The sequence below is a fragment of the Acetobacterium wieringae genome, from assembly GCF_026646375.1.
GTDB classification, from domain to species: Bacteria; Bacillota; Clostridia; order Eubacteriales; family Eubacteriaceae; genus Acetobacterium; species Acetobacterium wieringae_A.
In genome coordinates, this window is record NZ_JAIPPU010000002.1 from 123673 (window position 1) to 135505 (window position 11833).

An 11833-nucleotide genomic window follows, 5' to 3' on the forward strand; every position below is an offset into this window, starting at 1 on the left:
GAAAACTAACAACAGCTACTTAAATATAAGGAGTTGTTACAGGTGGGCAAGGACCGCCAAGAGCTTCTAAAGCTTGTTTACCAACTTCTCTAGCAGCATAAACGGCTTGTCGAACTGCACCAGCGTCTCCAGAAATGAAGATCATTGACTCATTCGAGTATTTTGTTCCGCCATTGTCAGGTGAAGCATAACCACAAAGTTCTACGTTAGCAGCTTTTAAAGCAGCATCAGACATTAATACGCCGATACCAGCTGGAGCACCAACGATAATTGCAAAAGCTTTTCCGATTGGAGCGCCTAAAGTCATGTTACAAGCGAAGCTTGCACGGGCAGTATATTGGAATTCCAAGTGGCCTGCAGCGTTTGCATATACATCTCCGAAGGTTCTGTTTAAGTCGTTAAGAGCAACTTCAACAGCACGTTTTGCATCCGATACATCTTCAGCACCAAAGATAATTAAAGAACCATGACCAGCGCCACCTTCAGTATCTCTTGCCAGTTCACAAGAAACAACTTCACAGTTGGTAGCTTTTACAGCTTCATCAGCAGCGAAAATCTGAGGACCAGCACCAGTTCTAGCAGAAAGAATACCGATTGATCTGTATTTAGGATCAATTTTCATAGCTTCATGTAAAGTTCTGTCCACGTTTGCAATAACAAAACCAATTGAGTTACCAACTGCTGTTCCTACAAATTCGGTCAATCCACAAACACCAGTTGCAGCAGCAACAGTACCTGTTTCTTCAACTTCACTCATTTTCTTCATAACTTCTTCCATCAATTTGTTCATTAAATCATCTTTCATTAATTTACACCTCCGTAATTATAAAATATTATAGACTTGGTAAAATTTTCTCCACATCACCGTGTGGTCTTGGGATTACGTGTACTGAAACAACCTGTCCAACTTTGTCAGCTGCTGCAGCGCCTGCATCAACTGCAGCTTTAACAGCTCCAACATCACCACGAACCATAACAGTTACTAATCCAGAACCGATTTTTTCGTAGCCTACTAATGATACGTTAGCAGATTTTACCATAGCATCTGCAGCCTCAATTACTGCAACCAGACCTTTGGTTTCGATCATGCCTAAAGCTTCGTTTGTCATAAGCTCTATCCTCCTTAATTACAAGATTTTGTTACTGAACTACCTATATTCTAATGCAAAGCCGATGATAATTACTTGCGCTGTTCTTATAAAAATATTCTGGATTTCTGTGGCACATCTTGAAAACCTTTTACTGTCGCAGTTTTTTTGTATCTGTTCATAAAAATGCAGTGGAATATTTTGTCGAATACCTGCACTTTAAAGTAATCCTTTCCTTTTTTTAGACATAAAAAAGAACAGGTTCACCATCAGGTTTTCCTGTTCGATATTTTTTACTTATTCTGTCATTATTTTTATCAGGATACTTCCCGATGTTTGTCAGCGAATTTTTCATCTTTTGGATGGTTATTCCCTACATGTTCATCTTCCTCCATCGCATTTCCACGACGCTCTTTCCGATACTCAGTGGGTGTCATTCCAGTACTCTTTTTAAATACCTTGCTAAAATAATTCGGTTCATGGTAAGAAAGATCCAATGCAATATTGATAATTGGAACATCCGTATTGGCCAGCATATCTTTGGCTATTTCTATTTTACGTTCCGTTAAATAGGTTACAAAATTAACCCCCGTTTCTTTTTTAAAGATCTTACTCAAATAGTAGGAACTCATATTGGCATACTCCCCAACCTGATCAAGGGAAATATCCTTGTAACAGTTTCGGTCAATATAATTCAAAATATCTTCGATATTGTTCTTACGTGTTTCTTTATTGTCCAGCATTCGATCAAAAACCTTGTCAATAGTTTTCATGATTTCGATTTTTAGATCATAACGATTTTTATAGCCATTGACAAATTGCATATTATTGCTTGAGCAAAGGGGACTATTTAGCTCATATCCGCACATATCCTGGGTCACAATATTAAGTTCCTCCATAAAATGCTTGATTTCTGCCTGTACCGACATAATATCATAGGTATGGTAATCATAAATCATATCCAGATAACTGATCAGGGCAGTTCTGGCATCACTGTATTTTTTCTGGATAATAGCAAAAATAACTTCATTCATTTTTTCATCAAAACGTTCTTTGGCATTATTTTTTAATGAAGCAATGCTCTGATTAATGGAATCCATCAGTTGTTGGGGGCGAATCGGTTTTAACAGAAAATCATCGACCCGAGCCTTGATGGCCTGATGGGCAAAATCAAATTCATTAAACGCCGTTATCAAAATGACTTTCTTTTCATGGTCTTCCTTTTTAATCGTTTTTAATACATCAATACCATTAATTTCCGGAATGTTAATATCCAACAGGATAATATCCGGGTTTAACCGACGGATTTCTTCAATTGCTACCAATCCAGAAGATGCTTCACCAATAACTTCAATGTTTTCGCCGTGCTGACTAAGAATGAGTTTAATCGCTTCGATTTCTAAATGCTCGTCCTCAACAATAAACAGTTTATACATGATTATAATCCCCTCCCCGTTAGAGATTTACGAGGTATCTTAATTGTGATCTCAGTACCTTTTTCCAGTTCACTTTTTATTTCAACCCCATAATCAACGCCATAGTAATACATCAGTCGCTTATTTGCATTATTAATCCCAATTCCGGTGTTTTTTTCCCGTCCGTCGGCTTCATACGTTCCGTCCAAAATTTTATGGATGCGATCATCCGGGATCCCTTTCCCATCATCAACAATCTTCAAAATGGCGATTTCTTTAAGGATATCCGCCGTTATTCGAACTTCACCACCCTTGGCATTGGGTTCAATCGCATGAATAATAGCATTTTCTACAAATGGTTGGACGGTCATAAACGGACATAAGATATCTTCTGCCATTTCATCCACTTTCACTAAGTAATTCAGACGATTACCCAGACGCATCTTTTGAATTGACAGATAGTTTTGCACATGTTCCATCTCTTCTTTAAGCGTAACGACATTGTTTTTTTCCTTTTTTAGGGTGTATCGCATCATATCGGAAAATGCATAAATCATTTCCTGTGTTTTATCTGCCCCTTCCAGCAAGGCCAGGCGACCAATGGTATTTAAAACATTAAACAGAAAATGCGGATTAATCTGAGCCTGCAGCGCTTTTAAATCGGCTTCTTTTAATGACGCCTCGACCTCGCTGCGTAATTTAACCTCTTCCATCAGTTCCAGGTTTTTATTATGCAATTCCTCCTGGATAATGTGAATCATCTGTTTCTCAACCAAATAATTGGCGATGGTGTATAGCAGATCTGCCGCCGCCCTTACCTGAGTTAATGTCGTTTTTAAGGTTTTGTCATACAAATCTAAAATTTCAGGGTTTTTTGAAAAATCAGTTAATTCATGGCTGGTACCAAAAGGCAGACGCTTCATTTCTTCTTCATCAATTTTTACCTGGCCGGCCATAATCGCACCTAGATAATTTCCCTTTACCATAATGGGTACGGCAAGATCTACCAATCCACCATGACAAATGTAAATCGATGGTTTTCCCGATCGTGCCGATTCAATACCACCATGGGCATCCGACTGAAAACAGCACTCCCGGTTACTACTTTCTTTTCTGACACAGGTACAGTATTCTGAAAAATTACTGTATTCCGTAATCGGATTCCCCTTGTAATCAACTGTTACAGCGGCGAGTCCGGTGGCGTCTGAAAAAGAATCTTGAATTCTCTGTAACACCTCTACGTCAATAATGTCAGTAATCTTAAGTAAGACTCTCATAAAACAACCCCTTTAGACAATAATCCCATAATTTTCATTTTACATCGATTTCCACTGAGTAATATTATAACACATACAGGAAATTTTTGGCATTTTTTTTACTGTTTTAGAATATTTTGCTTTGTATCAGTACAATCTTGTTTTATAATCTTGTATTATTCACTGTTTTTGCTAAATCTGATATTTTCTTGACTCGACTAAATCTACGATGCTGAATTTTATCGGTTTTACGGAATAATTTAGTTTTTTTAATTTAATCGTCGGACAACCTATACTTTTTCACCCGCTTTATCCACAGATTAGACCAAATTAATTATTTCACCGTTTTTTTGAAAAAATACTTGCAATTCATCAATTAACCCTTTATACTATACAAGTGTCCAAAAGTTATCACACTTTGGGGGTGTGGCGCAGCTGGGAGCGCGTCTGACTGGCAGTCAGAAGGCCAGGGGTTCGAGTCCCCTCATCTCCACCAATTAAAAACGCATCAGAGAACCGTTGAGGTTCTCTTTTTTTATTGTCTGAAAGCTTTGAGTTTTCAAAAATCCCCAACCTTGGTGTTTATTTAAAAAAATTAAAGCCCCATATCAAAAGTTACTGAGCTTATATAAGATTACACTGTCATTTTATGTATGTTATTCTTCCAATCATCCGGAAAATGAATTCCTTTATTATGGAAGAATTTAATTGTTCGTTTCTTTAACCTTATGTATATTTTGGTTCAGCTAAAAACTTCTCTTTTTCTAAACTGTTCAATGTAAAATTCCCCTTCGAATTTTTAATATTTAGCTATTGAGCTTTTATCTCCTTGTCATCATACTATTAAGCCTTGTTTTTCTTCACTTAAAATAATCTACCCTCTCAAATATTTCTTTTTTCTTCATCAATGATATCTGTTAAAATGAGCTTAAAAACTGTCATTGAAATTAAGGAGCCCTATGAAAACATTACATTCGGTAATCCGCACACTCAAACCTTATGCGGCGTATGAAAAAACACAATCCACACTATTAAGGAAAACCTTGATGTGTGATAATGTTAAGCGCTTAAAAATTATTGGAATAATCGGTTCATCTGTCAATTTATTATTGTTAGTACTCTATTATTTAGACAGTGGTTTTAGCGGTTTAACCACCATCGAGGCGACTTTGCGAATCAGCTGGATACTGGCAAGTATTATTTACATCATCGGTGTCGGAAGCCCCTATTCTCCTGAGGCTGTAAAGAAAAGACAGTTCATCTTTTTTTATAGCGCCACTGGGCTTTGTCTGCTCTTTGCCAGTTTGATTACGGCTGTTTTATCGGTCGAACAAGGCTCCACCTTTCTCTACCTGATTAACGTTTTACTGATTGGTAGCTTTCTATACCTCTCCTTGCTGGAAGTGATTTGTATCATTTTGCCCAGCTTCCTGGTTCTGGTATTATCCATTTTGTTTACCCCCGGTTCCATCCTGTTGGTTCAGGGAAACTTTGTCAATGTGATTGCCAGCACCGCTTTTGCCGTTGTCATCGCCCAGACAATCTTAACCTCAAAACTGACACAGCTCGCCAGTACTCAGACCATCCTGGATCAAAAAAAAGAATTGGAATACCTCATCGATTTGGATGGTCTGACCCGAATCCCCAATCGCCGGAAGTTGGAAAGCTACTACTTAAACCATCCCCACACCTCGTTTGCCCTGTTAATGGTTGATATTGATTATTTTAAAAACTATAATGACACCTATGGCCATCTACAAGGCGATCAATGTCTCATACAAGTCGCCCAGTGCTTGTCTCACTATCCATTCGAGGGACTGACCACCCGTTATGGCGGCGAAGAGTTTGTAACCATCATTGTACCGACTGATCTTGCGCGCATAACAACCCTAGTTGAAGCGATCCGCCAATCAATTGAAGCTCTGCAAATCAGGCATGAAGCCTCTCCCTTTGGTGTTGTTACCGTAAGCATCGGTTATGTTGTCCATGTTGTCGCAAATACCTGTCGGGAAAACCACAGCAATGAAGCCACTGCTCTTGAAGACTTTATCTTGAAGGCTGATCAAGCTCTATATCAGGCTAAAGAAAACGGTCGTAACCAAATCAAACGTTATCAAGAATAAATTTCACGCACAATACCACTATAAATTTATTAATTCACCCCAACGTGCCACCAGTTTTTCCAAGGAATAACTGGCGTTGGCAGGACTGGTAGACGGCAGCTTGATAATCATTTTGCCGGTTTCCCGATAACAATGGCGGTTATATAATTCATAAGCCTTGCCACCATTGGCATAAATTGTGATGATGGCAGACCGATCCAATAATGCCTGAATATCATTTGGTATCACATTTCTGATCGTGCTATCGCTTGAGCCATTAATGTCACAGGAATAGATCACATCCCATATCGCAATCCGGTTTTCCAGCAACATCTTTTTTTGTTCTTCAATAACATCCGGGATTGGCCAGCCAACCAGTGCACTGATAACCTTCCAGAACCGGTTTTGGGGATGTTGGTAATAAAAGCCGTTTTCCCGTGATTTAACCGATGGGAAGCTTCCCATGATCAGAATTTTTGAGTTTTTATTATAAACTGGTTCAAAAGTATGGATCATTTTTTCTATCCTCCAGCAATTTCAGTTAAGCAAAAACAGCCGACTGTCCCGCAGGAGTCGACTGTTCAATAATGATTCTATTTTATTTTTCGCTTCTGTGCCTCCGCCATAATATTCTTCAGGGTCAGCAGCAGTGGATTACTCTGGCTGTTGCTGAGCGCATCCTTGGAATAGGTCAGCCCGGTCATCGAGTTGGCTTCACAGATGTAATACGTATCATTTTCGCCAAACAGAAAATCAATGCTACCAAAGTAGATATCCAGCACTGCGGCTGCTTGCTCGGCAATTTCTACCACCGCATCCGGTGGCGTAATAAACTGCAGATCACCACCTTGTGACAGATTGGATTTAAAATTATCGCCATTATCCCGAATGTAAGCGGTGGAGAATTTTCCACCACTTAACATAATCCGCATATCCCGGCCCTTTGAAGCGGCAATGCACTCCTGAATCAGGATGTGATCATCAAAATTCATAGCGGCGTAAAGATCAAGAATATTCTCCAGCTCTTTTTCGGTTTTAATCAGTACCACGCCTTTGCCCTTACTACCATGCATCACCTTGACTACACAGGGCAGTCCCAGCTCACTGGCAATAAAAGACGGTTTTGTTTTCGGGGTCATCAGCACCGTTTTGGGGAATAAAAACCCCTGATTGGCGGCCCCGAGTTTTTGAAAGGTCAACAACTTGTCGGCGGTGTTGTTCAGGCTTTCGGAACTATTGACACAAAGCACATCCAGGGATTCAAGCATTTTAACCACCGCCTTACTGTGGTAATTATTGCCTCCAAAGAAAGCCGACAATGAAAAGTCCGGAATATCCACTGCTTCGCCGCCAATAAAACAGTGCTGACTTGCCCCCGGTTCGCACATCACCTGAACCTCACTGACGTCGACAGTACGAATATTGACACCCATCTTGTCAATCAGTGCAATAATTGTCTGGATCGATGGTTCGGCCAGGGTTTCGTGATTAACTAATAACCAGCCTAACATGTTTTGCCACCTTCCCGCAGACGTTTTTTCCAAAGCGGTTCCGGTCGATTTTTGACTTGTGTCACTAAGTCAGCAAACATAACCTTAATGTCAAAGGCCACTCCCGGCATGGCATTGGCTTCGCATAAATAGAAGGTATCATTTTCACCAAAGAGAAAATCGACACTACCCATATTGATTTTAAGTAGCTGGGCGACCTGTTCGGCGGCCTCAATCACCGCAGCCGGCGGGGTATACTCGACGATGTGACCGCCCTTGGCCAGATTGGAACGAAAGCTTTTTTCGTTCTGGCGGATAAATGATTTGACAAATTTTCCGTTGGCCAGAATCATCCGTAGATCCCGACCGGAAGAGGCTTTGATGCATTCTTGAATAATAATCTGATCACCAATTTCACTGGCAGTACTCATACTGATCAGGTTGTCCAGTTCTTTTTCACTGTTAACCAGCACTACGCCTTTGCCTTTACTGCCATGCATCACCTTCATCACCACCGGATACTCAAACAGTTTGCTGACAAAGGATGCTTCAGTATATTCAGTGACCAATAGGGTTTTGGGGAAGCAGACCGCTTCAATCGACTCCGCTACCAACTGAAAGGTCAGCAACTTGTCGTCGACATTTTTGATAGCATCATACGAATTGATGCACAGTACCCCCAGTGATTCCAGCATTCGCAATGCAGCTGCGGTATGATAGTTCTTTTCCGTAAAGAAGGCTGCCACCACATAATCCGGCACTTCCATGATCTCGTCACCAACATAGAGTTTTCCATCAAAATCACGGTCACAAACAACATGAATCTGTAATGGATCGACCACTGTCAGATCAACATGCAATTCTTCCACCACCTTCATAATTTTCACAATTGAAGGATCTTCCATTTTACCAGGATTCCTTAATAACCAACCTTTCATTCTAACCTCCTAGATTTTATTTATCTGAGCTTTTAATTATCTGATGCACTTAAATATAAATTGGCGTATAAACCACCCAGTTTCATCAACTCGGCATGGCTGCCGACCTCTTTAATATCACCTTCCATCATAAAAATAATCTTATCGGCATTTTTGATGGTAAAGAGCCGGTGGGCAATAATAAAGGTGGTTCGTCCCTTCATCATCGCTTCCATGGCTTGGGTGATCAGAATTTCGGTTCGAGTATCCACTGACGAAGTCGCCTCATCCAGTATTAATACCTTGGGATCGGCAATAATCGTCCGGGCTATGGCCAACAGCTGGCATTCCCCTTCAGACAAGGTGGTAAAATCACCACCGATCCGGGTCTCATAGCCCAAAGGTAATTTTCTGATAAATTCGTCGCATTGAGCTTTTTTTGCTGCAGCGATCACTTCGTCGAGGGTTGCCCCGCTTTTGCCGTAAGCAATATTTTCTTCGATGGTTCCGTCAAACAACCAGGTATTCTGGAGAACCATCCCAAAAGCAGATCTCAAATTGGGCCGGGTCAGATTTTTAACGTTTTTTCCTTCCAGTAAGATGCTGCCCTGATTAATTTCATAAAAACGCATTAACAGATTGACCAGGGTCGTTTTTCCGGCACCGCTGGGACCCACCACCGCCAGAATTTCGCCCGGCTCGGCGGTCAGCGACACATCGTGAAACAACGTTCGTTCGGGAATATAGCCAAACTCGACATGGTTAAACTCAATCCGGCCTGTCGCCATGGTTACATCCAGTATCTCGGTGCCCAGATCCGGCTGCTCCTCTTCCTGATCAAGAAACTCAAAAATCCGCTCCGCTGCTGCCGCCCCAGCCTGAATAAAGTTCAGGTTATTAGAAATCAGGGCTGTGGGACTGGCAATATTATTGGCATAAATCAGGAAGGCCTGAATCGTCCCAATCGTCATGGTGCCAGTAATAACAAAAATTCCCCCGACCACACAGATACCGATATAGGCCAAGTTATTGATCAGCTTCATCAGCGGTGAGCTAAGGCCCGAGTAAAATCGGGAACTCAGATAGGATTTAAAGAAGCGTTGATTGATCGCATCAAATTTTTCTGACGACTTTGCTTCGTGGTTAAACGATTTAACAATTAAATGACCATCATAGACCTCTTCAATCAGTCCGTTTAAGGCTCCCAGTTCTTTTTGTTGCCGCCGGAACAGCACCTGAGTTTTTTTAGTGATCAATTTCATCACAAAATAAGAAAGTGGAATTGCCACAAAGAAGATCAGACTCAGCTGCACATTGAGTATCAGCATCATCACAATAATCCCGATAATACTGGTAGCCTGAACCAGAATCTGGGTCAGATTGCTTTCCAGTGCTCCGGATAAGGTCGTGGCATCGTTGGTGACCCGGGAAAGTAAATCTCCCCGCTCACTCTGGTCCAACACATTTAGCGTCAGTTTATTGAGTTTTTCCTGAATATCTGATCGCAAGCGTTTAATCGCCAGTTGTGACAGATAGGTGGTACGCATGGTTGCATAATAGGCAAAACCGGCACTTAAGATGTAAAGCGCCGCCAAAATCAGCAATTGCTGACCGATATAGGAAAAATCAATATCGGTATTCTTAGTAATGCTGTCGGCAATGCTATCAGTCACATCCTTGGTCACCACCGGAGCAAAAATCGCAAAAATAGTACTGGCAATCAGTGCGACGGCCACAAAAAAGATGACATGTCGTTTATCTTTTAAATAATGACTCAGTCGCTTGCCAAGGGCACCAAAACTATATTTTCTTTTCTTTGCTTTCACAGTGATTCCTCCTTCCCATCGCTATAGGATTGGGATTTCAGAATTTCCTGATAAACCTGGCAGTCACGGATCAATTCCTCATGTTTACCCTGACCAACAATGGCACCATTATCAAGCACCAGAATGCGATCGGCATGTTTAATGGTACTGATCCGTTGGGCTACAATCAACACCGTTTTATCGCCAAATTTTTCACCAATGGCTTTTCGCACCAGCGAGTCGGTTTTAAAATCAAGAGCCGAAAAACAGTCATCAAAGATCGTAATCGGAGCTTTTTTGACCGCCGCCCGGGCAATCGAAAGCCGCTGCCGCTGGCCGCCTGAAAGATCTTTTCCCCCTTGGGAAATCGTGCTATTAAGGCCACCTTCCCGTTCATTGACAAAGTCAAGGGCCTGGGCAATTGATAGAGCTTCGGTGACTTCCGCCTCACTGGCACCATCCTTACCAACCCGGATGTTTTCTTGCACCGTGCCGCTAAATAGCACCGATTCCTGAGGCGCATAGGCAATGACACTTCTTAAATCATGCTGAGTACAATCCCGGATGTCAACGCCATCAATCACAATCGCCCCGTCACTGACCTCATAAAGCCGCATGATCAGATTGACCAGGGTGGTTTTCCCGGAACCGGTGGCTCCGACAATGGCAGTAATTTTTCCCGGCTCGGCGACAAAATTCAAACGTTCCAGGACATTGATCTCGGCACCGCTATAACCAAAGCTGACGTCTTTAAATTCAATCCGTCCGGTAACGTTTTTTAATGCAACCGGTTCTTCCCGATCCTGAATTGAGAAATCAAAGTCGAGCACCTCTTTAACCCGGGTGGCTGAAACAGCCGCCTGGGGATAGGCCATCAACAAGGCCGATACCAACCCCAGGGCCGACATAAACATCAAGACATATTGAATAAACACCATCAAACCGCCGAGACTGACAATTTGCTGCTGTACCTCCTGAGCCCCCAGCCACAGAATAATCACCATCGTCAGGTTCATCATCAGTTGCATCAGCGGCGCAAAAAAAGCCACCGCATAATTTGCCTTCACTGCTGCCTGCATCCCTTCCTGATTGGCCTGACTAAATTTCTCGGTTTCATAATCCTGACGATTAAAGGCCCGAATCGCCCGAACCCCAGTTAGTTTTTCTTTCATTAGCAGGTTTAGCCGATCCACTTTTTGCTGCATCAGCTTAAATAAGGGCATGCTGCGGGCGGTGGTCAAACCGATGATGATTGTCGTAATCAAAAACGATCCCAGCAGCAAAAGTGTCAGGGTGACATTCTCCCGAAAGGCCATTATCAGAGCTCCGACACCGGTGATTGGAACCAGTAGCAATGATCGCAAACCGTTGATGACCACAATTTGCATCTGGGTAGCATCGGTGGTGGAGCGAGTCAACAGGGTCGCTGCCCCGAACGTGTTGAAATCCGTCTGGGAAAAATCCTTGACCTTGTCAAAAACATCAGCCCGGATCCGGCTGGTAAAGGAAGCTGTTACATAGGCCGAATAGTAGCTGGACGCCACCATACAAACCGCCGCCACCAGCGAAACGCCCAACATCATTGCGCCGCTTTTCAAGATATAGGGGGTATCTCCCTGAGCCACACCATTTTCGATAATATCCCCCATCATCGTCGGTAGATAGAGTTGAGCAGCCGCCTGGCTGAGCACAAATACAAAAACCAGAATCATCTGGAGTCGATAATCTTTTAAATACCGAATCAATAAACTGACCATTGG

At 42.1% G+C, this 11833-nt stretch carries 10 protein-coding genes and 1 tRNA gene; 2 read left to right on the forward strand and 9 right to left on the reverse strand.

From position 1 onward, the window contains the following. Window positions 1–19: 19 nt before the first annotated feature. The 4 genes from pduB to Q7P33_RS02275 form a co-directional block, all read right to left on the reverse strand. Window positions 20–805: a propanediol utilization microcompartment protein PduB gene (gene pduB, locus Q7P33_RS02260; RefSeq protein WP_303867090.1), complete on the reverse strand. Its 786-nt coding sequence runs from the start codon at window positions 803–805 to the stop codon at window positions 20–22. Window positions 806–833: 28 nt separating this feature from the next. Then, complete coding sequence (gene eutM / locus Q7P33_RS02265; RefSeq protein ID WP_070371827.1) at window positions 834–1109, reverse strand: ethanolamine utilization microcompartment protein EutM; 276 nt, start codon at window positions 1107–1109, stop codon at window positions 834–836. A gap of 296 nt (window positions 1110–1405) precedes the next feature. Continuing rightward, entirely contained in the window at window positions 1406–2524 is a 1119-nt protein-coding gene (locus Q7P33_RS02270; protein WP_303867093.1) for a response regulator, read from the reverse strand. A 2-nt stretch (window positions 2525–2526) separates the two neighbouring features. Further along, window positions 2527–3780 carry a PocR ligand-binding domain-containing protein gene (locus Q7P33_RS02275; protein WP_070371825.1) on the reverse strand — a complete coding sequence of 418 codons (1254 nt, stop codon included), beginning with the start codon at window positions 3778–3780 and terminating at the stop codon, window positions 2527–2529. A gap of 399 nt (window positions 3781–4179) precedes the next feature. Here Q7P33_RS02275 and Q7P33_RS02280 point away from each other — a divergent pair. After that, window positions 4180–4255: transfer RNA gene (locus tag Q7P33_RS02280), tRNA-Ala, on the forward strand. A gap of 463 nt (window positions 4256–4718) precedes the next feature. After that, window positions 4719–5882, forward strand: coding sequence for a GGDEF domain-containing protein (locus Q7P33_RS02285; RefSeq protein WP_303867096.1), 1164 nt, complete (start codon window positions 4719–4721; stop codon window positions 5880–5882). A gap of 18 nt (window positions 5883–5900) precedes the next feature. Here the strand turns inward: Q7P33_RS02285 and Q7P33_RS02290 are convergent, their stop codons facing one another. From Q7P33_RS02290 to Q7P33_RS02310, 5 genes are all read right to left on the reverse strand, one after another. Next, complete coding sequence (locus Q7P33_RS02290) at window positions 5901–6377, reverse strand: DNA-deoxyinosine glycosylase (protein ID WP_303867097.1); 477 nt, start codon at window positions 6375–6377, stop codon at window positions 5901–5903. 77 nt (window positions 6378–6454) lie between these two features. Further along, a complete protein-coding gene (locus tag Q7P33_RS02295; protein WP_303867099.1) occupies window positions 6455–7372 on the reverse strand; it encodes a RimK family alpha-L-glutamate ligase in 918 nt (305 codons plus the stop codon). After that, window positions 7366–8289 carry a RimK family alpha-L-glutamate ligase gene (locus tag Q7P33_RS02300; RefSeq protein WP_303867101.1) on the reverse strand — a complete coding sequence of 308 codons (924 nt, stop codon included), beginning with the start codon at window positions 8287–8289 and terminating at the stop codon, window positions 7366–7368. The genes Q7P33_RS02295 and Q7P33_RS02300 overlap by 7 nt, the downstream gene beginning before the upstream one ends. A 32-nt stretch (window positions 8290–8321) precedes the next feature. After that, window positions 8322–10094, reverse strand: a complete 1773-nt coding sequence (locus Q7P33_RS02305) for an ABC transporter ATP-binding protein (protein ID WP_303867102.1) — start codon at window positions 10092–10094, stop codon at window positions 8322–8324. Next, window positions 10091–11830 (reverse strand): ABC transporter ATP-binding protein, encoded by a 1740-nt coding sequence (locus Q7P33_RS02310; protein WP_303867105.1) that lies wholly within the window; start codon window positions 11828–11830, stop codon window positions 10091–10093. Before Q7P33_RS02310 ends, Q7P33_RS02305 begins: the two co-directional genes overlap by 4 nt. Window positions 11831–11833 lie beyond the last annotated feature (3 nt).

Bases quoted from the DNA above. Each gene is read 5' to 3' on its own strand.
- Q7P33_RS02285 (WP_303867096.1), top strand. From the start codon at position 4,719: ATGAAAACATTACATTCGGTAATCCGCACACTCAAACCTTATGCGGCG.
- Q7P33_RS02270 (WP_303867093.1), bottom strand. From the start codon at position 2,524: ATGTATAAACTGTTTATTGTTGAGGACGAGCATTTAGAAATCGAAGCG.
- eutM (WP_070371827.1), bottom strand. From the start codon at position 1,109: ATGACAAACGAAGCTTTAGGCATGATCGAAACCAAAGGTCTGGTTGCA.
- Q7P33_RS02275 (WP_070371825.1), bottom strand. From the start codon at position 3,780: ATGAGAGTCTTACTTAAGATTACTGACATTATTGACGTAGAGGTGTTA.
- pduB (WP_303867090.1), bottom strand. From the start codon at position 805: ATGAAAGATGATTTAATGAACAAATTGATGGAAGAAGTTATGAAGAAA.
- Q7P33_RS02295 (WP_303867099.1), bottom strand. From the start codon at position 7,372: ATGTTAGGCTGGTTATTAGTTAATCACGAAACCCTGGCCGAACCATCG.
- Q7P33_RS02300 (WP_303867101.1), bottom strand. From the start codon at position 8,289: ATGAAAGGTTGGTTATTAAGGAATCCTGGTAAAATGGAAGATCCTTCA.
- Q7P33_RS02310 (WP_303867105.1), bottom strand. From the start codon at position 11,830: ATGGTCAGTTTATTGATTCGGTATTTAAAAGATTATCGACTCCAGATG.
- Q7P33_RS02290 (WP_303867097.1), bottom strand. From the start codon at position 6,377: ATGATCCATACTTTTGAACCAGTTTATAATAAAAACTCAAAAATTCTG.